The organism is Pseudomonas putida (assembly GCF_009883635.2).
Taxonomy (GTDB): Bacteria; Pseudomonadota; Gammaproteobacteria; order Pseudomonadales; family Pseudomonadaceae; genus Aquipseudomonas; species Aquipseudomonas putida_W.
This window is the reverse complement of sequence record NZ_CP026115.2, coordinates 4038987-4060277: the sequence shown is the minus strand read 5'-3', so window position 1 is coordinate 4060277 and position 21291 is coordinate 4038987. Positions and strand designations below refer to the sequence as shown.

Sequence of the window (21291 nt, the reverse complement as noted above, 5' to 3'; positions counted from 1 at the left end):
GATGAAAGCCCACGAGATCGCTTACGGTCAGCGCCTGCTGCGCGGCCAGGCGCCGTCCTACGAGCGCCTGCAGGCACGCCTGGCCGGCGACGGCAGCGAGCCCCACGACCAGCCACGCGCCTTGCACTGTGGCTGGGGGCGGCTGCTGATCGGCCACACCTACCCGGACCCCGCCAGCCTGGCCGCCGCGCTGCAGGACGAACGCCCCGGCGAGCGCGACATCGCTTTGTACGTGGCCGCCCCTCAGCAGCTGCTGGCCCAGGCACCGCAGCAGCTGTTCCTCGACCCCTCCGACACCTTGCGCCTGTGGTTCACCGACTACCGCCCGGCGCAGCGGGTGTTCCGCGGCTTCCGCGTGCGCCGGGCGCAGAACCCCGCCGACTGGCAGGCGATCAACACCCTGTACCAGGCCCGCGGCATGCTGCCGGTCGACCCCGACCTGCTCACCCCGCGCCACCTTGGTGGCCCGGTGTACTGGCTGGCCGAGGATGAAGACAGCGGCGCGGTGATCGGCAGTGTCATGGGCCTGAACCACAGCAAGGCATTCGACGACCCCGAACACGGCAGCAGCCTGTGGTGCCTGGCAGTAGACCCGCAATGCACGCGCCCTGGCGTCGGTGAGGTGTTGGTGCGTCATCTGATCGAACACTTCATGAGCCGTGGCCTGGCCTACCTCGACCTGTCGGTGCTGCACGACAACCGCCAGGCCAAGCGCCTGTACGAAAAGCTCGGTTTCCGCAACCTGCCGACCTTTGCGGTCAAGCGCAGGAATGGCATCAACCAGCAGCTGTTCCTCGGCCCCGGCCCGGAAGCCGGCCTGAACCCCTACGCCCGCATCATTGTCGATGAAGCCTTGCGCCGGGGTATCGAGGTGCAAGTCGACGATGCAGCAGGCGGCCTGTTCACGCTCAGCCTCGGCGGCCGCCGGATTCGCTGCCGCGAATCGCTGAGCGACCTGACCAGCGCGGTGACCATGACCCTGTGCCAGGACAAGCGCCTGACCCAGCATGCCCTGCACAACGCCGGGCTGCAGGTGCCGGCGCAGCAGCTGGCCGGCAATGCCGACGACAACCTGGCGTTTCTCGACGAGCATGGCGCGGTGGTGGTCAAGCCGGTGGATGGCGAACAGGGCCAGGGGGTGGCGGTCAACCTCACCTGCATCGAGGAAGTGACCCAGGCCGTGGAAAACGCCCGCCGCTTCGACAGCCGCGTGCTGCTGGAGAGCTTCCATGCCGGCAGCGACCTGCGCATCCTGGTGATCGGCTATGAGGTTGTGGCAGCGGCGATTCGCCACCCGGCCCAGGTGATCGGCGATGGCAAGCACAACATCCGTCAGCTGATCGAGGCGCAGAGCCGTCGGCGCCAGGCGGCGACCGGTGGCGAAAGCCGCATCCCGTTGGACGACGAGACCGAGCGCACCCTGCGCGGCGTGGGCCTGGGCTACGACGATGTGCTGCCAGCCGGGCAGCGCCTTGCGGTGCGGCGCACGGCCAACCTGCACACCGGTGGCACCCTGGAAGACGTCACCGAGCGCCTGCACCCGGTGCTGGCCGATGCCGCGGTGCGTGCGGCGCGGGCGCTGGAGATCCCGGTGGTGGGCCTGGATTTCATGGTCCGCGATGCCGAGCACCCGGATTACGTGATCATCGAAGCCAACGAGCGGGCCGGCTTGGCCAACCATGAACCGCAGCCGACGGCTGAGCGGTTTATCGACCTGCTGTTCCCGCATAGCCGGGCTTTGGCGTAACGCAGTGCCGGCCCTTTCGCGGGGCAAGCCCGCTCCTACAGGGGTATGCGATCTCCTGTAGGAGCGGGCTTGCCCCGCGAAAGGGCCAGCACAGGAAACGAGGAACTTCCATGACCGAACGACTCCCCGAACCCGACCTCGACTACATGAAGCGCGTCCTGCTGGAGATGCTCGCCATCCCCAGCCCGACCGGTTTCACTGACACCATCGTGCGCTACGTGGCCGAACGCCTGGACGAACTGGGCATCCCCTTCGAACTGACCCGCCGCGGCACCATCCGCGCCACCCTCAAAGGCAGGCAGAGTTCGCCCGACCGCGCCGTCTCGGCCCACCTCGACACCATCGGCGCCAGCGTGCGCCAGTTGCAGGACAATGGCCGCCTGGCCCTGGCCCCGGTGGGTTGCTGGTCGAGCCGCTTTGCCGAGGGCAGCCGGGTCAGCGTATTCACCGACACTGGTGTGTTCCGCGGCAGCGTGCTGCCGTTGATGGCCAGCGGGCACGCGTTCAACACCGCGATCGACCAGATGCCGATCAGCTGGGAACACGTCGAAGTGCGCCTGGATGCCTATTGCACCACCCGCGCCGATAGTGAAGCGCTGGGCATTGCCATCGGTGACTTCGTCGCCTTCGACCCGCTGCCGGAGTTCACCGAAAGCGGCCACATCAGCGCCCGCCACCTGGATGACAAGGCCGGCGTGGCAGCCCTGCTGGCGGCACTCAAGGCGGTGGTGGAAAGCGGCCGCCAGCCGTTGATCGACTGCCACCCGCTGTTCACCATCACCGAAGAAACCGGCTCTGGCGCCGCCGCCGCCCTGCCCTGGGACGTCAGTGAGTTCGTCGGCATCGACATCGCCCCGGTCGCCCCCGGCCAGGCCTCCAGCGAGCACGCGGTGAGCGTGGCCATGCAGGATTCTTCCGGGCCGTACGATTACCACCTGTCACGCCACCTGCTGAAGCTGGCCGGCGACCAGGATGTGCCGGTGCGCCGCGACCTGTTCCGTTACTACTTCAGCGATGCGCACTCGGCCGTGACGGCCGGGCATGACATCCGCACCGCACTGGTGGCGTTCGGCTGCGATGCCACCCATGGCTACGAACGGACCCATATCGACAGCCTGGCCGCGCTCAGCCGCCTGCTCTCGGCCTACCTGCTCAGCCCACCGGTGTTCGCCAGCGACTCGCAACCGGCCAATGCCTCGCTCGAGCGCTTCAGCCACCAGCTGGAGCACGATGCGCAGATGGAGAGCGACACCCGGGTGCCGGCGGTGGACAGCCTGGTAGGAAACAAAAGCTGATGGCCATGGAATCGCGTAGCATGCAGGGATTCCTGAACAAGACCGTGCGCTGCCCATGCTGATCCCCTACGACCAACTGCAAGCCGAAACCCTGACCCGCCTGATCGAGGACTTCGTCACCCGCGACGGCACCGACAACGGCGACGACACGCCGCTGGAAACCCGTGTGCTGCGGGTGCGCCAGGCATTGGCCAAGGGCCAGGCGTTCATCCTGTTCGACCTGGAGAGCCAACAGTGCCAGTTGCTGGCCAAGCATGATGTGCCCCGCGAGCTGCTCGACTGACAGGCCCGGCCTCTTCGCGGGCTTGCCCGCGTAGAGGCCGGCACAGGCTGATCAGGGCTGATTAGCCTTGCGCACCTGCGCTGCCTTGATCCGCCGATACACTTCGGCCCGATGCACCGGTACCTTGCGCGGTGCCTCCACGCCAAAGCGCACCATGCCATTGCGCGACTCCACCACCTTGATCCGAATATCGTCACCAATAGTGATGACTTCACCGACTTCACGCCCGATCACCAACATGCTCCGGTCCTCTCGCAACAGGAAAAACCGCAGAATGCTTGGGGATATTCGTCTGGACAATGCTTCGCCAGCAATTCAGAGCGAGCCTACAACGGCTAGTAATTTCTCCTACAGACAACTCCTACAATCAGCGTGACTGAGCCTTGGCCCGCATCTTGACTGCCATGTCCGCCATCTCATCGTACAGCCGCTCCGGCGCCTGGCGTTTGAGTTGCCAGGCCTGGCGCCCGGCCTCATGGGGCAGAATCAGGAACTCACCCGCCGCCACTTGCTGGTGGATGTAGTCGGCGATATCCGCCGCGCTGATCGGCGAGCCTTCCAGCAGCTTGCCGACCTGGGCCTTCATCGCCGGGTTCGGCCCGCGGAAGGAATCGAGCAGGTTGGTCTGGAAGAACGATGGGCACACGCAGTGCACCGCCACTTCAAGCTGGCGCAACTCCACCAGCAGGCTTTCCGACAGCGCCAGCACACCGGCCTTGGCCACGTTGTAGTTGCTCATCCCCGGGCCCTGCATCAGTGCCGCCATGGAAGCGACGTTGATGATGCGCCCCTTGCTGCGCTCAAGCTGTGGCAGGAACGACTTGCAGCCCTTGACCACGCCCATCAGGTTGACCGCGATCTGCCAGTCCCAGTCTTCCAGCGACAACTCGGCGAAGAAGCCGCCCGAGGCGACACCGGCGTTGTTGACGATCACGTCGATGCCGCCGAACCTTTCTTCGCAGGCCTGGGCCAGAGCGGTGAGCTGGCTGTAGTCGCGCACATCGCAGCGCTGGACGAAGCCCTCGCCGCCTGTGGCCCGCACCAACTCCAGGGTTTCGCGCAGGCCCGCTTCGTTGACATCGGCCAGCGCCAGGCGCCAGCCCTCGCGCGCCCAGCGCAGGGCGATCTCGCGGCCGAGGCCGGAGCCGGCGCCAGTGATCATGATGCGGTTTTGCATGGTGGCACGCCTTGTTCTGACAGGTTGTGCAACGAGTCTAATCAAGGCCTTGGCCAGAGGCAGGGTTCATCAGGGTAGTGAATGGGCGGGCATGACCGGGTGGTCGGTACACAAATGGAATCTTTCGCAAGCGGCACCGGTCCGAAGTTACAAGAGGCCAGCAGTCCGAGGCCCTTGACCCTCAACCACGCAAGGACTCCGTCATGACCACGATTCTCATCATCATCCTGATCCTTCTGCTGATTGGTGGCTTACCGGTCTTCCCGCACTCGCGCAGCTGGGGCTATGGCCCGTCCGGCATCGTCGGCGTGGTACTGGTGATTCTGCTGGTGCTATTGCTGCTAGGCATGATCTAGCCGCAGAAAATGAAAAACCGCGCCAAGGCGCGGTTTTTCAATTGCCGAGGGGTATCAGTGAGAAACCGCGCCAGAAGCCCCCAGGCCAGTCTGCGAACGGACAAACTGCGGGTAGAACAGCGCACGCTCGTCGTCAGCCGCCTTGGACTTGTCGGTGACCGAGAAGAACCAGATGCTGACGAAGGCAATGGCCATCGAGAACAGCGCCGGGTATTCGTACGGGTAGATGGCTTTTTCGTGACCGAGGATCTGCACCCAGATGGTCGGGCCGAGGATCATAAGCGTCACCGCACTCACCAAGCCCAGCCAGCCGCCGATCATGGCACCGCGGGTGGTCAGCTTCTTCCAGTACATCGAGAGCAGCAGTACCGGGAAGTTGCAGCTGGCGGCGATGGAGAACGCCAGGCCGACCATGAAGGCGATGTTCTGCTTCTCGAACAGGATGCCCAGGCCGATCGCCAGCACGCCGAGGGCGACGGTGGTGATCTTCGACACACGGATTTCATCCTTGTCGTTGGCCTTGCCCTTGCGCCAGACGCTGGCATAAAGGTCGTGGGAGACCGCCGAGGCACCGGCCAGGGTCAGGCCGGCGACCACCGCCAGGATGGTGGCGAAGGCAACCGCCGAGATGAAGCCGAGGAACACGCTGCCACCCACGGCATCGGCCAGGTGCACCGCCGCCATGTTGTTGCCGCCGATCAGGGCGCCGGCGGCGTCCTTGAAGTCCGGGTTGGTGCTGACCAGCAGGATCGCACCGAAGCCGATGATGAACGTCAGGATGTAGAAGTAGCCGATGAAGCCGGTGGCGTACAGCACGCTCTTGCGCGCTTCCTTGGCGTCACTGACGGTGAAGAAGCGCATCAGGATGTGCGGCAGGCCAGCGGTGCCGAACATCAGCGCCAGGCCCAGCGAGAATGCCGAGATCGGGTCCTTGACCAGGCCGCCCGGGCTCATGATCGCCTCACCCTTTGCGTGCACCTTGATCGCTTCGGAGAACAGCGTGTTGAAGTCGAAGCCGACATGCTTCATCACCATCAGCGCCATGAAGCTGGCACCCGACAGTAACAGCACGGCCTTGATGATCTGTACCCAGGTGGTGGCCAGCATGCCGCCGAACAGCACGTACAGGCACATCAGGATGCCCACCAGGATCACCGCGACATGGTAGTCGAGGCCGAACAGCAGCTCGATCAGCTTGCCCGCGCCGACCATCTGCGCGATCAGGTAGAAAGCCACCACCACCAGCGAACCGGAGGCCGACAGGGTGCGGATTTCCTTCTGCCCGAGGCGGTACGAGGCGACGTCGGCGAAGGTGTACTTGCCGAGGTTGCGCAGGCGTTCGGCAATCAGGAAGAGGATGATCGGCCAGCCGACCAGGAAGCCGATCGAGTAGATCAGGCCATCGTAGCCCGAGGTGAACACCAGGGCGGAGATACCCAGGAACGAGGCCGCCGACATGTAGTCGCCGGCAATCGCCAAACCGTTCTGGAAGCCGGTGATCTTGCCACCGGCAGCGTAGTAGTCCGCCGCCGACTTGTTGCGCTTGGAGGCCCAGTAGGTGATGCCGAGGGTGAAGGCGACGAACGCCACGAACATGGCGATCGCCGGAACGTTCAGCGGTTGTTTCTGCACCTCGCCGGTCAGGGCATCGGCGGCCCACACGGCGGGTGCAAAGGCTCCGCAGGCCAGTACGGCCAGGGCTTTGGCGTGGCGAATCATTGTTGCGCCTCCTTCAGGATGGCCTTGTTCAGCTCATCGAACTCGCCGTTGGCGCGGCGCACGTAGATGGCAGTCAGGACGAATGCCGAAACGATCAGGCCGACGCCCAGGGGAATGCCCCAGGTAATCGACGAGTCAGGGCTGAGCTTGGTGCCCAGAATCTGAGGACCGTAGGCGATCAGGAGGATGAAGGCGCAATAGAGGCCGAGCATGATCGCCGAGAGAATCCAGGCGAACCGTTCACGTTTGCTGACCAGCTCCTTGAAACGGGGGCTGTTTTGTATCGAGAGGTAAATGCTGTCGTTCATTGTTTTTGTCCTAGCAGCACAGGTAGGGGATGGAACCCACACCCTTACTTTATGCAGCTGTTGGACGCCAACCAGACGACCTTAGTCTTAGATGCAACGGTGTTTTACCGATTGCGTAACAAAGTGATGGCCCTTTCGCGGGTAAACCCACTCCCTGTAGGAGCGGATTTATCCGCGATGGCCCAAAACTGGCCCTGCAGGTTTTTACTTACCCGTCCACTCCTTCACCCGGTCCGGGTGCTTGGCCACCCAATCCTTGGCCGCCGCTTCAGGCTTGGCACCTTCCTGGATGGCCAGCATCACCTCACCAATCTCGTCCTTGGACTGCCAGCTGAATTTCTTCAGGAAGTCCGCGACTTCCGGAGCCTTGGTCGCCAGCTCCTTGCTGCCGATGCTGTTCACGGTCTCGGCCGCGCCATACACGCCTTTCGGGTCTTCGAGGAACTTCAGCTTCCACTTGGCGAACATCCAGTGCGGCACCCAGCCGGTCACGGCAATCGACTGCTGCTTGGCGTACGCGCGGCCCAACTCGGCGGTCATCGCCGCACCGGAACTGGCCTGCAGCTTGTAGCCGGTCAGGTCATAGTCCTTGATCGCCTGGTCGGTCTTGAGCATCACCCCGGAGCCGGCATCGATACCGACGATCTTCTGCTTGAAGCTGCTGTCGGTCTTGAGGTCGGCAATGCTCACGGCCTTGACGTACTCGGGGACGATCAGGCCGATCTTGGCATCCTTGAAGTTCGGGCCGTAGTCGACCACGTTGTCCTTGTTCTTGGCCCAGTATTCACCGTGGGTGACCGGCAGCCAGGCCGAGAGCATGGCGTCGAGCTTGCCGGTGGCCACACCCTGCCACATGATGCCGGTAGCCACGGCTTGCAGTTTCACGTCGTAGCCAAGCTTCTGCTTGATCACTTCTGCGGCGACGTTGGTGGTCGCCACACTGTCGGCCCAACCATCCACGTAACCAATGCTGACTTCTTTGGCCATGGCCTGTGCAGCGCCCATGGCCAATACCAGGGCGGTGCCCACACCCAGGAAACGGCGCATTCTTGTAAAAGTTGCCATCAAAGCATCCCCTCGTCAGGTCTTGGAGATTGCATCATCTTCCTGCAACAAAGGTCGACCTGCTCCCACTGCGACCTGTACCCGCCCCATATGCGACAGCACTGTGCCATTAGCGGCATCGACTTACGCAGCCCTGCGCGATCCTTGCATGCCAAAGGTTTGGCGCCGGGCTACTATCTAACATTTTGCGCCTGACGATGGACCGCCCGATGCCTGATGCTTCCCGCCTGCTGCTGCCGTTGTACCTGCTCGCCTGCCTGCTGGCCCTGCTCGGGCTGGGGGCGCTCTGGTACGGGCTGGGCAAGCCGGTCCTGCTGCCCGACGCTGCCAGCCCCACGCATAAACTGCAGTGTGCGTCGTACACCCCGTTCGACAAGGACCAGTCGCCCTTCGACCAGCCTTTCCGCCTGCGCCCGGCGCGCATGGACGCCGACCTGGCGTTGCTGGCCGAGCGATTCCAGTGCATCCGCACCTATTCGATGACCGGCCTTGAGGCAATCCCGGCGCTGGCGCGCAAGCATGGGCTGAAAGTGATGCTCGGGGCCTGGGTCAACGCCAACCCGGTCGACACCGGGAAGGAGGTGGACGCGCTGATCGCCGCCGCCAATGCCAACCCGGACGTGGTCAGCGCGGTGATCGTCGGCAACGAGGCGCTGTTGCGCAAGGAGGTTACCGGCGAGCAGCTGGCCACGCTGATCAATAAAGTGAAAAGCCAGGTCAAGGTGCCGGTGACCTATGCCGACGTCTGGGAGTTCTGGTTGCAACATCCGCAGGTGGCGCCAGCAGTAGAGTTCCTGACCATCCACTTGCTGCCTTACTGGGAAGATGAGCCGCGCAGTATCGACGATGCCCTGGCCCATGTCGCCGATGTGCGCCAGGTGTTCGGCAACCGTTTCGCGCCCAAGGACATCTTCATTGGCGAAACCGGTTGGCCCAGTGAAGGCCGCCAGCGCGAGACCGCCGTGCCCAGCCGGGCCAACGAAGCGCGTTTCATTCGAGGCTTCGTCAGCATGGCCGAGGCCAATGGCTGGCACTACAACCTGATCGAAGCGTTCGACCAGCCATGGAAGCGTGCCAGCGAGGGCGCCGTGGGGGGCTATTGGGGGCTGTACGATGCCGACCGGCAGGACAAGGGCGTACTCGAAGGACCGGTCAGCAACCTGCAGTACTGGCCGCAGTGGTTGCTGGCGAGCGCCCTGTTGATGGCGGTGACGCTGCTGATGGCCGGGCGCCCCGCTACACCGCTGGCGGCCCTACTGCTACCGCTGCTGGCCGCATTTGGCGCAGGCTGCCTGGGATTGTGGGGCGAGCTGATGCGCACCCATGCGCGGTTCGCCGGGGAATGGGTGTGGGCGGTGGTGCTGACCGGGTTGAATCTGCTGGTGCTGATGCATGCAGCCCTTGCCTTGGTCCGTCGTGACGGTTGGCGTCGGCGGCTGTTCGGTGGCTTGCAGGCTTGGGCGGGCTGGCTGTTGCTGGCTGCCGGTTTTGCCGCGGCGGTGAGCATGCTGGCGATGGTGTTCGACCCGCGCTACCGCAGCTTCCCAAGCGTGGCGCTGGCATTGCCAGCGGTGGTGTACCTGCTGAGGCCGGTGGCGGCTCGGCGAGCGGAGGTGGCGTTGCTGGCCTTTATCGTCGGGGCAGGGGTGTTGCCGCAGTTGTATCGGGAAGGTTTGGAGAACCAGCAGGCTTGGGGGTGGGCGGTGGTCAGTGTGTTGATGACCGCAGCCTTGTGGCGGAGCTTGCGGCTGCGCAGGGCTTGAGATTCTGGGGCTGCAAAGCAGCCCCTGTCACCCCCGGCGCGGTTGCCGAACCAGGCGCAACCCCGCCAGCACCACCACAAACACCGCAATGCTGGCGGTATACAAAACCAGGGCAGGAACGCCGAACACCAGCGCCAGCACCGCCAGCCACCAGCCGCCGCGACCGGCAATGACCTGGGCAAGCAAGGCAAACCCCAACCCGGCCCAGGCCATCACCTGAAAGTGAATGCCCAGCCCCAACCAGGAACGCACCTGGCACTGCCAGTAGTCGCCTGGCACCGCGCACAGGCCAACCCACTGTGCATCCTCCATCAACCGATAGCGCACGCCATAACTGGCCGCGAGCCAGAGCGCCAGAAACATCAGTAATAGAGCGGCCGGCAGCGATCGAGACATCCCATTCTCCAATAGCGGTAATCGAAATCATCCATGATCGCCCAAGCCCTGTTGTAAGGCAAAATCACAACCCTGCAGCTATGTTGCAGATAACAAGCACACCAAAGGCCAGCGCACTCGGCAACTTTGCCCCGGCAACCGTGGTCCTAGCCTGCATACTGCACGACCTTGATCCTTCTGGGGGAATACATGCTTCGATCTTGGCGCCTCGCCGCCCTTCTTGGCGGCCTGCTCATGGCTGCGGCCGCTTCGGCGCGGGATATCGACGCCGCAAGCTACGGCTACCCCTTGACCAACCCGTTCGAGGCGACCATCGCCACCACACCGCCAGAGCAGCGCCCGACCCTGCCCAGCGACGACGAGATCAACCAGTCCGACTACAGCCTGAACCTGCGCCCCGAGCGCGAGTTCACCCTGCCCGACAACTTCTGGGCAGTGAAGAAGCTCAAGTACCGCCTGGCACGCCAGGACCACGAGGCGCCGCTGATCTTCCTCATCGCCGGTACCGGTGCGCCCTACTCCAGCAGCATCAACGAATACCTCAAGAAGCTGTTCTACCAAGCCGGTTTCCATGTGGTGCAGCTGTCGTCGCCAACCAGCTACGACTTCATGAGCGCCGCCTCACGCTTCGCCACCCCCGGGGTCAGCCAGGAAGACGCCGAAGACATGTACCGGGTGATGCAGGCCGTGCGTGCCCAGCACCCACGCCTGCCGGTCAGCGAGTACTACCTTACCGGCTACAGCCTGGGCGCGCTGGATGCCGCCTTCGTCAGCCACCTCGACGAAACCCGTCGCAGCTTCAACTTCAAGCGCGTGCTGCTGCTCAATCCGCCGGTCAACCTGTACACCTCGATCAACAACCTCGACAAGCTGGTGCAGACCCAGGTCAAGGGCATCGACCGCAGCACCACCTTCTATGAGCTGATGCTCGAGAAGCTCACCCGCTACTTCCAGGACAAGGGCTACATCGACCTCAACGACGCCCTGCTGTATGACTTCCAGCAGTCGAAACAGCACCTGTCCAACGAACAGATGGCCATGCTCATCGGCACCTCGTTCCGCTTCTCGGCGGCCGACATCGCCTTCACCTCCGACCTGATCAACCGCCGCGGCCTGATCATTCCGCCGAAGTTCCCGATCACCGAGGGCAGCAGCCTGACGCCGTTCTTCAAGCGGGCCCTGCAATGCGACTTCGACTGCTACATGACCGAGCAGGTGATCCCGATGTGGCGTGCCCGCACCGATGGCAACAGCATCCTGCAGCTGGTCAACCAGGTCAGCCTGTATGCCCTGGAAGACTACCTGCACAAGAGCAACAAGATCGCCGTGATGCACAATGCCGACGACGTCATCCTCGGCCCCGGCGATATCGGTTTCCTGCGCAAGGTGTTCGGCGACCGGCTGACCCTTTACCCCCATGGCGGCCATTGCGGCAACCTCAATTACCGCGTCAACAGCGACGCCATGCTGGAGTTCTTCCGTGGCTAACCAATTTCTCCTCGCCACCGCGCTGCTCGTCGTCGCTGGCAATGCCCTGGCTGCGGAAACCGCGCCACGGGCCAGCGTGGTCGAAGCCGACCCGCAAGTTACCCAGGCGCCGCTGACACCGGAGGCCGACGGCTTCGTCGACCCGCTGCGCGAACTGAAATTCAACCCCGGGCTCGACCAGCGCGAGTTCGAACGCTCGACCCTGGAAGCGCTGAACGTGTACGACCCGCTGGAGTCGATGAACCGGCGCATCTACCACTTCAACTACCGCCTGGACCAATGGGTGCTGCTGCCACTGGTCAGCGGCTACCAGTACGTCACGCCCAGCTTCGTGCGCACCGGGGTGAGTAACTTCTTCAACAACCTGGGTGACGTGCCGAACCTGTTCAACAGCGTGCTGCAGTTCAAGGCCAAGCGCTCGGCACAGATCACCGCGCGGCTGATGTTCAACACCATCATCGGCGTGGGGGGCTTGTGGGACCCGGCCACCAGCATGGGCCTGCCGCGCCAGAGCGAGGACTTTGGCCAGACCCTGGGCTTCTATGGCGTGCCGGAGGGGCCCTACCTGATGCTGCCGGTGCTCGGCCCGTCGAACCTGCGCGACACCACCGGGCTGGTGGTGGACTATGCCGGCGAGCAGGCAGTCAATTACCTGAACGTGGCCGAGGCCAGCGAAAATCACCCGGAGATCTTCGCCTTGCGCGTGGTGGACAAGCGCTACACCACCAATTTCCGCTATGGGCAGCTCAATTCGCCGTTCGAATATGAGAAGGTGCGATATGTGTATACCCAGGCGCGCAAGCTGCAAATAGCCGAGTAAGCAGGCCCGGCCTCTTCGCGGGACAAGCCCGCTCCTACAGGATCTGTGTCTACGCGGTCATTGTGCGGGCTTGCCCCGCGAAGAGGTCGGCAAAGGCAACATCAAATCCCCAGGAACTGGCACAGCTCGCGCTTCTTGGCCAGGGCATCGCGGCGCCCCAGTTCGATCAGCTCACTGCAATAGCTGGCCTCGAACAACAGATAGCTCAACACCCCTGCCCCGCTGGTCCGGGTCGCCCCCGGCCCGCGCAGGAACAGGCGCAATGCCGCCGGCAACTCGCGCCGGTGCCGCGCCGCGATCTCGTCCAGCGGTTGGCTGGGCGCTACCACCAGCACCTCGATCGGCGCCAGCCCCAGGCGCCGTGCATCCAGGTGCGCTGGCAGTAGCCGGCTGAGGTGGTTAAGCCGCTGCAGCAGCTCGATATCGTCTTCAAGGCTGTCGATGAAGGTGCTGTTGAGCATGTGCGCGCCGATCTGCGCCAGGCTCGGCTGCTGGCCGCTGAACACACGCTGGGTCGGCAACGGCGCCGCCGGGCGCTGCGGGTTACCGCTGACCCCGACCACCAGCACGCGGCTGGCCCCCAGGTGCAGGGCCGGGCTGATCGGTGCCGACTGGCGCACTGCACCGTCACCGTAGTACTCGTCGCCCAGGCGCACCGGGGCGAATAACAGCGGAATGGCGGCACTGGCCAGCAGGTGATCGATGGTCAACGGCGTCGGCACACCGATGCGGCGGTGGCGCAGCCAGGCGTCGATGGTGCCGCGGCCTTGGTAGAAGGTTACTGCCTGACCGCTTTCGTAGCCGAATGCGGTCACGGCAACTGCCCGCAGTTGCTCGGCAGCGATGGAATGGCCGATGCCATCCAGGTCCAAGTGCGACTGCAGCAAGCCACGCAAGGGGCTGCTATCGAGCAAGGCCACCGGCACCTGGCCGCCCAGGCCCAGCAAGCTGTGGCCAACGAAGCGGCTGGCCTGGCGCACCACGCCGGGCCAGTCGCTGCGGATGACCAGGCGGCTGCGGAAGTTCTGCCAGAATGTGGTGAGGCGCTGCACGGCGTCGTTGAAGCGAGTGGCGCCACTGGCCAGGGTCACGGCGTTGATGGCCCCGGCCGAGGTGCCGACGATGACCGGGAACGGGTTGTGCGCGCCGGGCGGCAGCAGTTCGGCGATGCCGGCGAGGACGCCGACCTGATAGGCGGCGCGGGCACCGCCGCCAGAGAGGATCAGACCAGTTACCGGGGGTGGCGCCATGAAATCCTTCCTGGATCAGCGTTTTTTCTTATCGTACAGCCGTGGCGCACCCTCAGGTCGCGACTTGAAGCGCCGATGCGCCCACAGGTACTGCTCCGGGCACTCGCGCAGTACACCCTCGACCCACTGGTTGATACGCAGGCAATCCGCTTCTTCGCTCTCACCTGGGAAGTTCTCCAACGGCGGGTGAATCACCAGACGATAGCCGCTACCGTCCTCCAGCCGCTTCTGGGTGAACGGTATCACCTGCGCCTTGCCCAGGCGGGCAAATTTGGTGGTCGCGGTAACCGTGGCTGCCGGTATACCGAACAACGGCACGAAGATGCTCTGCTTGGCGCCGTAGTCCTGGTCCGGTGCGTACCAGATCGCGCGGCCCGAGCGCAGCAGCTTGAGCATGCCACGCACGTCATCACGCTCCACGGCCAGCGAATCGAGGTTGTGCCGCTCACGGCCACTGCGCTGAATGAAGTCGAACAACGGATTGCCGTGCTCGCGGTACATGCCGTCGATGGTATGGGCTTGGCCGAGCAGCGCGGCGCCGATTTCCAGGGTGGTGAAGTGCACCGCCATCAGGATCGCGCCCTGCCCGGCCTGCTGCGCCGCCTGCAGGTGCTCGAGGCCTTCGATGTGGGCCAGGCGCGCCAGGCGGGCCTTGGGCCACCACCAGCTCATGGCCATTTCGAAGAAGGCGATGCCGGTGGAGGCGAAGTTGGCCTTGAGCAGACGCCGCCGTTCGTCGTCGGACAGTTCCGGGAAGCACAGCTCAAGATTGCGCGCGGCAATGCGCCGGCGCTCGCCGGCCACGCGGTACATCAGCGCGCCCAGGGCACCGCCGAGCCACAGCAGGGCACGGTAGGGCAACTGCACCACCAGCCACAGCAGGCCCAGGCCCAGCCACAGGCCCCAGAATCGCGGGTGGAGGAAATAGGGTCGAAAACGCGGGCGTTCCATTGAAGCTTCCGGCAAGACAAAGGCCGAGCATTCTACAACGGATCGGCACCGGTTGCGGCCAACCGGTCTTATCGCTATAAGTCAGGGCACTTTTTTCGCAACAAGCCGTCTATGCAGACCATGAGCCCAAACCACACACCCGACACCGCCTCCGTGTTCCAGCTCAAGGGCAGCATGCTCGCCATCACTGTGCTGGAACTAGGGCGTAACGACCTGGAAGCCCTCGACCGCCAGTTGGCGGCGAAAGTGGCCCAGGCCCCGAATTTCTTCAGCAATACGCCGCTGGTGCTGGCGCTGGACAAGCTGCCGGCCGACGAAGGGGCAATCGACCTGCCCGGGCTGATGCGTATTTGCCGCCATCATGGCCTGCGAACCTTGGCGATCCGTGCCAACCGCATCGAGGACATCGCCGCGGCGATCGCCATCGACCTGCCCGTGCTGCCACCGTCCGGCGCCCGTGAGCGGCCGCTGGAGCCTGAGCCAGAGGTGAAAAAGGTCGAGACCGTCCCTGAGCCGGCTCCGACTCCGGCGCCAGCCGAGCTAGAAGTGCGCCCTACCCGCATCATCACCTCCCCCGTGCGCGGCGGCCAACAGATCTACGCCCAGGGTGGCGACCTGATCGTCACCGCTTCGGTCAGCCCGGGTGCGGAACTTCTCGCCGACGGCAACATCCATGTGTACGGCGCCATGCGCGGCCGCGCCCTGGCCGGAATCAAAGGCAACACCAAGGCACGTATCTTCTGCCAGCAGATGACCGCCGAAATGGTCTCGATCGCCGGCCAGTACAAGGTGTGCGAAGACCTGCGCCGCGACCCGCTATGGGGGGCCGGCGTGCAAGTCAGCCTGTCCGGTGACGTGTTGAACATCACCCGTCTTTAACGGATACTTGCCGTCATTTTTAGAGCAACTTTTTTATCTGTTGCCGTTTTTTGCATTTTGCAGGGACACGTGTCCCGACTTATTTTAGGGGTGAAACACCTTGGCCAAGATTCTCGTCGTTACTTCCGGCAAGGGGGGTGTGGGCAAGACCACCACCAGCGCCGCCATCGGCACCGGCCTCGCACTGCGCGGCCACAAGACTGTCATCGTCGACTTCGACGTGGGCCTGCGTAACCTCGACCTGATCATGGGCTGCGAACGCCGCGTGGTGTACGACTTCGTCAACGTGGTCAACGGCGAAGCCAACCTGCAGCAGGCCCTGATCAAGGACAAGCGCCTCGAGAACCTGTTCGTGCTGGCCGCCAGCCAGACCCGTGACAAGGACGCGCTGACCCAGGAAGGCGTCGAAAAGGTGCTGATGGAGCTGAAAGAACAGTTCGATTACGTCATCTGCGACTCCCCGGCCGGTATCGAGAAAGGCGCGCACCTGGCGATGTACTTCGCCGACGAAGCCATTGTCGTGACCAACCCTGAAGTGTCCTCGGTACGTGACTCGGACCGCATGCTGGGTATCCTGTCGAGCAAGTCGCGCCGCTCCGAGAACGGCGAAGAGCCGATCAAGGAACACCTGCTGATCACCCGTTACCACCCAGAGCGTGTCGAAAAGGGCGAAATGCTCAGCATCGCCGACGTCGAAGAGATCCTGGCGATCAAGCTCAAGGGTGTGATCCCCGAATCGCAGGCCGTACTCAAGGCCTCCAACCAGGGTATCCCGGTCATCCTCGACGACCAGAGCGATGCCGGCCAGGCGTACAGCGACACGGTCGACCGCCTCCTGGGCAAAGAGAAACCCCTGCGTTTCATCGAAGTGCCGAAGCAAGGATTCTTCGCGCGCCTGTTTGGAGGCAAGTAAACCATGAACCTTTTTGACTTCTTTCGTGGCAGACAGAAACAGACCAGCGCGTCGGTAGCGAAAGAGCGTCTACAGATCATCGTGGCGCATGAGCGCGGCCAGCGCAGCGAACCGGACTACCTGCCGGCGCTGCAGAAAGAACTGCTGGAAGTGATCCGCAAGTATGTGAACATCGGCAACGATGATGTGCATATCGAGCTGGAAAACCAGGGCAGCTGCTCGATTCTGGAGCTGAACATCACCTTGCCGGATCGCTGATTCAGGCGTTTCAGGCACAGGCGAAAACCACTGGGGCTGCATTGCAGCCCCAGTGGTTTTTGTCATTTTCACAGAGAACACGCAATGCCGCTGTCGAACATCCAGATCCTCCATGAAGACGCCGCCATCCTGGTGATCAACAAACCGACCCTGCTGCTGTCGGTACCCGGCCGTGCCGAGGACAACAAGGACTGCCTGATCACCCGCCTGCAGGAAAACGGCTATCCGGACGCGCTGATCGTGCACCGCCTGGACTGGGAAACCTCCGGCATCATCCTGCTGGCCCGCGATGCCGACAGCCACCGCGAGCTGTCGCGCCAGTTCCACGACCGCGAGACCGAAAAGGCCTACACCGCGTTGTGCTGGGGCCAGCCGGCGCTGGACAGCGGCAGCATCGACCTGCCCCTGCGCTACGATCCACCGACCAAACCTCGGCATGTGGTGGACCATGAACAGGGCAAGCATGCGCTGACCTTCTGGCGCATCGTCGAGCGTTGCGGGGACCACTGCCGGGTCGAGCTGACGCCGATCACCGGGCGTTCGCACCAGCTGCGCGTGCACATGCTGTCGATCGGCCATCCGTTGTTGGGCGACCGCCTGTATGCCAACCCGGAGGCGCTGGCGGCCCATGATCGGCTGTGCCTGCATGCCTCGATGCTGAGCTTCACCCACCCGGTTTCCGGAGAGCGCCTGAAGTTCGAGTGCCCTGCCCCCTTCTGAAGGTAACTGCGCTAAACTCGCGCCACTGCTGTTTGGAGTGAGTTATGCGCGAAGCACTGAATACCGGCCTGATCGAATTCCTCAAGGCCTCCCCGACGCCCTTCCATGCAACCGCCAGCCTGGCCCAGCGCCTGGAGGCGGCCGGCTACCAGCGCCTGGACGAGCGTGACAGCTGGGCTACGGTACCGGGTGGGCGCTACTACGTTACCCGCAACGACTCCTCGATCATCGCCATCAAACTGGGCAAGCAGCCGCCGCTGCTGAACGGCATCCGCATGGTCGGCGCCCACACCGACAGCCCGTGCCTGCGGGTCAAGCCGCAGCCCGAGCTGCAGCGCCAGGGCTTCCTGCAACTGGGCGTGGAAGTCTACGGCGGCGCGCTGTTGGCGCCGTGGTTCGACCGCGACCTGTCGCTGGCCGGGCGCGTCACCTTCCGCCGTGACGGTAAGGTAGAAAGCCAGCTGATCGACTTCAAGCTGTCGATCGCGATCATCCCCAACCTGGCGATCCACCTGAACCGCACCGCCAACGAAGGCTGGCAGATCAACCCGCAGACCGAACTGCCGCCGGTGCTGGCCCAGGTGGCCGGTGACGAGCGCATCGACTTCCGTGCCGTGCTCACCGAGCAGCTGGCCCGCGAGCACGACCTCAACGCCGACGTGGTGCTGGATTACGAGCTGAGTTTCTACGACACCCAGGACGCCGCGCTGATCGGCCTGAACGGCGACTTCATCGCCGGCGCCCGCCTGGACAACCTGCTGTCGTGCTACGCCGGCCTGCAGGCGCTGCTGAGCGCGGACAGCGACGAGACCTGCGTGCTGGTGTGCAACGACCATGAAGAAGTCGGCAGCTGCTCGGCCTGCGGCGCCGACGGCCCGATGCTCGAACAGACCCTGCAACGCCTGCTGCCGGACGGCGACGCCTACGTGCGCACCATCCAGCGCTCGCTGATGGTCTCGGCCGACAACGCCCACGGCGTACACCCCAACTACGCCGACAAGCACGACGGCAACCACGGGCCCAAGCTCAACGCCGGGCCGGTGATCAAGGTCAACAACAACCAGCGCTACGCCACCAACAGCGAAACCGCCGGGTTCTTCCGCCACCTGTGCATGGCCGAGGAAGTGCCGGTGCAGAGCTTCGTGGTGCGCAGCGACATGGGCTGCGGGTCGACCATCGGGCCGATTGCGGCCAGCCACCTGGGGGTGCGCACGGTGGATATCGGCTTGCCGACCTTTGCCATGCACTCGATCCGCGAGCTGTGTGGCAGCCATGACCTGGCGCACCTGGTGAAGGTACTGTCGGCGTTCTACCGTAGCCGCGAATTGCCTTGAGATTGATCTAGGCAGGTTCGGCCTCTTCGCGGGACAAGTCGGATCGCCGCACCGCCGCTCCTACAGGTGATCGCGTTTCCTTGTAGGAGCGGGCTTGTCCCGCGAAGAGGCCAGACCTGCAAACAGATGCCCAGGATCAATCCCCCTTCTGCCCAACCCGCTATGCTTGTTGTATGGCCCCCAATGCAGAAGGACCGCTGCCCATGTCCCCCTTTCTCTCGCTGTTCGTGCCGGTATTCCTGTTCCTGATGCTGCTGACCATCGGTTTCAGCATGCGCGAGCGCAATATCGGCGTGTTGATGATGTGGATCGGCACGCTGGGCATCTTTGGCCTCACCTGCTGGACGATCCTGGAGAAACTGCCGACATAAACCTCTACACTCGGTCAATCGTTTGACCTGAGGTAGATTTTCCGGTGCCAGCCTTTCTGCGTTGCCTAGCCCTGCTGCTGTTCATCTTCATGTCCCCGGTCCAGGCGGCGGGCTTGCCCAGCCTGCTGGGCTCCAGCGCCCCCGCCCAGCCCGAAGCCACCGAACCACTGGGCAAATCCCTGGACGAGGTGATCAAGAACCTCGAGAACGACCAGCAACGCGCCAAGCTGCTGGCCGACCTGAAGAAGCTGCGCGACGCCACCAAGCAATCGCAACCCACCGTCGAACAAGGGGTCCTGGGCCTGATCGGCGGCGCCCTGCACGACTTCGAAAAGCAGTTCAGCGGTGATTCCAACCCCTTCTACCGCTGGTCACAAGAAATCGAACAGGCCCAGGCCGAACTCACCGAGTTGATCGTGCCGGTGCATCAGTGGCCGGCCATCCTGTTCGGCTTTGCTGCGGTCATTGCGGTGTGGAGCCTGCTGGCCTATGCCTTCAACTGGGTCGGCCACCGCGTGCGGGTGCGTTTCGGCCTCACCGAGGAACTGCCGCAGCACCCCCGTACCTGGGACCTGGTGCGCTTTGCCCTGCGCAAGCTGGGGCCGTGGCTGGTGGCACTGATCTTCACCGTGTACCTGAGCTTCGCCCTGCCCCCGTCGCTGGGCAAATCACTGGCCATGGTGCTGGCCTATGCACTGGTGGTCGGCACCTGCTTCTCGGCCATCTGCGTGATCGCCTTCTCGCTGCTCGACGGCCCCCATCGCCACCGTGCCCTGCACATCCTGCGCCACCAGGCCTTCCGCCCGCTGTGGCTGATCGGCAGCTTCGCCGCCTTTGGCGAGGCCATGAGCGACCCGCGCATGCTGGTCGCCCTGGGTACCCACCTGGCCCACGCCCTGGCGACCCTGGCCAATGTCATCGCGGCGCTGTCGTCCGGCCTGTTCATCCTGCGCTTCCGCCGGCCGATCGCTCACCTGATCCGCAACCAGCCGCTTGCCAGGCGCCTGACCCGGCGCACCCTCAGCGACACCATCGAAATCCTCGGCAGCTTCTGGTTCGTGCCGGCGCTGATCCTGGTGGCGGTCTCGCTGTTCGCCACCTTCATTTCCGCCGGTGACACCAGCACCGCCCTGCGCCAGTCACTGATGTGCACCGTGCTGGTGGTGGTGTGCATGGTGCTCAACGGCCTGGTACGTCGCCACGCCGCCAACCCCAAACGCGCCAGCAAGCGCCAGGCGGTGTACGCCGAGCGCTTGCGCAACTTCGGCTACCTGCTGGTGCACCTGTTCATCTGGCTGGTGTTCATCGAACTGGGGCTGCGCGTGTGGGGCCTGTCGATGATCGGCTTCGCCGAAGGCGACGGCCATGAAGTGAGCGTGCGCCTGCTGGGCCTGGCCGGCACGCTGATCGTCGCCTGGCTGGTGTGGATCCTCGCCGACACGGCGGTGCACCATGCCCTGGTGCGGTCGCGCCGGGGCCTGGCCAACGCCCGCGCGCAGACCATGATGCCGCTGATCCGCAACGTGCTGTTCGTGGTGATCTTCATCATTGCGGTGATCGTCGCCCTGGCCAACATGGGCATGAACGTCACGCCGCTGCTGGCCGGTGCCGGTGTCATCGGCCTGGCCATCGGTTTTGGCGCACAGTCGCTGGTAGCCGACCTGATCACCGGCTTGTTCATCATCATCGAAGACTCGCTGGCGATCGACGACTATGTCGATGTCGGTGGCCACCTGGGCACGGTCGAAGGCCTGACCATCCGTACCGTGCGCCTGCGTGACATCGACGGCATCGTGCACACCATCCCGTTCAGCGAGATCAAGAGCATCAAGAACTACTCCCGTGAGTTCGGCTACGCGATCTTCCGTGTGGCCATCCCGCACAGCATGAACATCGACCAGGCGATCACGCTGATCCGCGAAGTGGGGCAAAAGCTGCGCAATGACCCGCTGATGCGCCGCAACATCTGGTCGCCGCTGGAATTGCAGGGGGTGGAGAGTTTCGAGTCCGGCTCGGCGATCCTGCGGGCACGGTTCAAAACCGCCCCCATCAAGCAGTGGGAAGTGTCGCGGGCGTTCAACCTGGCATTGAAGCGCCAGCTTGATGAGGCCGGGCTGGACCTGGCTACGCCGCGCCTGTCGGTGCAGGTGGTGACTGCCGGCGGCGGTGGAGCAACAGAAACCGGCGCATCCAGATAG

At 64.0% G+C, this 21291-nt stretch carries 22 protein-coding genes; 14 read left to right on the top strand and 8 right to left on the bottom strand.

Annotation, left to right across the window (positions count from 1 at the left end):
* Position 1: 1 nt before the first annotated feature.
* The 3 genes from ngg (at position 2) to C2H86_RS18540 (ending at position 3325) form a co-directional block, all read left to right on the top strand.
* Positions 2-1747, top strand: coding sequence for an N-acetylglutaminylglutamine synthetase (gene ngg / locus C2H86_RS18550; RefSeq protein ID WP_159409274.1), 1746 nt, complete (start codon positions 2-4; stop codon positions 1745-1747).
* 110 nt (positions 1748-1857) lie between these two features.
* Positions 1858-3042: an osmoprotectant NAGGN system M42 family peptidase gene (locus tag C2H86_RS18545; protein ID WP_159409273.1), complete on the top strand. Its 1185-nt coding sequence runs from the start codon at positions 1858-1860 to the stop codon at positions 3040-3042.
* 55 nt (positions 3043-3097) lie between these two features.
* Positions 3098-3325 carry a YheU family protein gene (locus C2H86_RS18540; protein WP_003252629.1) on the top strand — a complete coding sequence of 76 codons (228 nt, stop codon included), beginning with the start codon at positions 3098-3100 and terminating at the stop codon, positions 3323-3325.
* A gap of 51 nt (positions 3326-3376) precedes the next feature.
* On the opposite strand, the gene C2H86_RS18535 is transcribed toward C2H86_RS18540, so the two are convergent.
* Together C2H86_RS18535 and C2H86_RS18530 are read right to left on the bottom strand one after the other, a co-directional pair.
* The gene (locus C2H86_RS18535) at positions 3377-3565 is read right to left on the bottom strand and encodes a carbon storage regulator (protein ID WP_159409272.1); all 189 of its coding nucleotides are present in this window, start codon (positions 3563-3565) and stop codon (positions 3377-3379) included.
* Between the two features lie 127 nt (positions 3566-3692).
* Positions 3693-4502, bottom strand: coding sequence for an SDR family oxidoreductase (locus C2H86_RS18530; protein ID WP_159409271.1), 810 nt, complete (start codon positions 4500-4502; stop codon positions 3693-3695).
* A gap of 203 nt (positions 4503-4705) precedes the next feature.
* Between C2H86_RS18530 and C2H86_RS18525 the strand changes: the two genes are divergently transcribed.
* A complete protein-coding gene (locus C2H86_RS18525; protein WP_012271016.1) occupies positions 4706-4858 on the top strand; it encodes a DUF3309 family protein in 153 nt (50 codons plus the stop codon).
* A 54-nt stretch (positions 4859-4912) separates the two neighbouring features.
* On the opposite strand, the gene C2H86_RS18520 is transcribed toward C2H86_RS18525, so the two are convergent.
* From C2H86_RS18520 to C2H86_RS18510, 3 genes are all read right to left on the bottom strand, one after another.
* Entirely contained in the window at positions 4913-6577 is a 1665-nt protein-coding gene (locus tag C2H86_RS18520; RefSeq protein ID WP_103449573.1) for a cation acetate symporter, read from the bottom strand.
* Positions 6574-6885 (bottom strand): DUF485 domain-containing protein, encoded by a 312-nt coding sequence (locus C2H86_RS18515; protein WP_110639578.1) that lies wholly within the window; start codon positions 6883-6885, stop codon positions 6574-6576. Before C2H86_RS18515 ends, C2H86_RS18520 begins: the two co-directional genes overlap by 4 nt.
* Positions 6886-7089: 204 nt before the next feature.
* Positions 7090-7950: a glycine betaine ABC transporter substrate-binding protein gene (locus tag C2H86_RS18510; RefSeq protein WP_159409270.1), complete on the bottom strand. Its 861-nt coding sequence runs from the start codon at positions 7948-7950 to the stop codon at positions 7090-7092.
* Between the two features lie 197 nt (positions 7951-8147).
* On the opposite strand from C2H86_RS18510, the gene C2H86_RS18505 reads away from it, so the two are divergent.
* A complete protein-coding gene (locus tag C2H86_RS18505; RefSeq protein WP_159409269.1) occupies positions 8148-9713 on the top strand; it encodes a beta (1-6) glucans synthase in 1566 nt (521 codons plus the stop codon).
* Positions 9714-9740: 27 nt separating this feature from the next.
* Here C2H86_RS18505 and C2H86_RS18500 read toward each other — a convergent pair whose 3' ends face one another.
* The gene (locus C2H86_RS18500; protein ID WP_159409268.1) at positions 9741-10109 is read right to left on the bottom strand and encodes a hypothetical protein; all 369 of its coding nucleotides are present in this window, start codon (positions 10107-10109) and stop codon (positions 9741-9743) included.
* A 189-nt stretch (positions 10110-10298) separates the two neighbouring features.
* Between C2H86_RS18500 and C2H86_RS18495 the strand changes: the two genes are divergently transcribed.
* The gene (locus C2H86_RS18495) at positions 10299-11597 is read left to right on the top strand and encodes a serine/threonine protein kinase (protein ID WP_159409267.1); all 1299 of its coding nucleotides are present in this window, start codon (positions 10299-10301) and stop codon (positions 11595-11597) included.
* A gap of 76 nt (positions 11598-11673) precedes the next feature.
* Positions 11674-12417: an MlaA family lipoprotein gene (locus tag C2H86_RS18490; RefSeq protein WP_430738593.1), complete on the top strand. Its 744-nt coding sequence runs from the start codon at positions 11674-11676 to the stop codon at positions 12415-12417.
* A 101-nt stretch (positions 12418-12518) separates the two neighbouring features.
* On the opposite strand, the gene C2H86_RS18485 is transcribed toward C2H86_RS18490, so the two are convergent.
* On the bottom strand, positions 12519-13667 hold the full coding sequence (locus C2H86_RS18485) for a patatin-like phospholipase family protein (protein WP_099814776.1): 1149 nt from the start codon (positions 13665-13667) through the stop codon (positions 12519-12521).
* A gap of 15 nt (positions 13668-13682) precedes the next feature.
* Positions 13683-14618 (bottom strand): lipid A biosynthesis lauroyl acyltransferase, encoded by a 936-nt coding sequence (locus tag C2H86_RS18480; protein ID WP_159409265.1) that lies wholly within the window; start codon positions 14616-14618, stop codon positions 13683-13685.
* Positions 14619-14729: 111 nt separating this feature from the next.
* Here C2H86_RS18480 and minC point away from each other — a divergent pair, with 111 nt between their 5' ends.
* The 7 genes from minC (at position 14730) to C2H86_RS18450 (ending at position 21291) form a co-directional block, all read left to right on the top strand.
* A complete protein-coding gene (gene minC / locus C2H86_RS18475; protein WP_159409264.1) occupies positions 14730-15497 on the top strand; it encodes a septum site-determining protein MinC in 768 nt (255 codons plus the stop codon).
* Between the two features lie 100 nt (positions 15498-15597).
* Complete coding sequence (minD, locus tag C2H86_RS18470; RefSeq protein ID WP_054893840.1) at positions 15598-16410, top strand: septum site-determining protein MinD; 813 nt, start codon at positions 15598-15600, stop codon at positions 16408-16410.
* Positions 16411-16413: 3 nt separating this feature from the next.
* Positions 16414-16668 carry a cell division topological specificity factor MinE gene (minE, locus tag C2H86_RS18465; protein WP_003252572.1) on the top strand — a complete coding sequence of 85 codons (255 nt, stop codon included), beginning with the start codon at positions 16414-16416 and terminating at the stop codon, positions 16666-16668.
* A gap of 84 nt (positions 16669-16752) precedes the next feature.
* On the top strand, positions 16753-17388 hold the full coding sequence (locus C2H86_RS18460; protein WP_159409263.1) for an RluA family pseudouridine synthase: 636 nt from the start codon (positions 16753-16755) through the stop codon (positions 17386-17388).
* A 44-nt stretch (positions 17389-17432) separates the two neighbouring features.
* Entirely contained in the window at positions 17433-18722 is a 1290-nt protein-coding gene (locus C2H86_RS18455; protein ID WP_159409262.1) for a M18 family aminopeptidase, read from the top strand.
* A gap of 203 nt (positions 18723-18925) precedes the next feature.
* Complete coding sequence (locus C2H86_RS28205; protein WP_165837385.1) at positions 18926-19093, top strand: hypothetical protein; 168 nt, start codon at positions 18926-18928, stop codon at positions 19091-19093.
* 44 nt (positions 19094-19137) lie between these two features.
* The gene (locus tag C2H86_RS18450; RefSeq protein ID WP_159409261.1) at positions 19138-21291 is read left to right on the top strand and encodes a mechanosensitive ion channel family protein; all 2154 of its coding nucleotides are present in this window, start codon (positions 19138-19140) and stop codon (positions 21289-21291) included.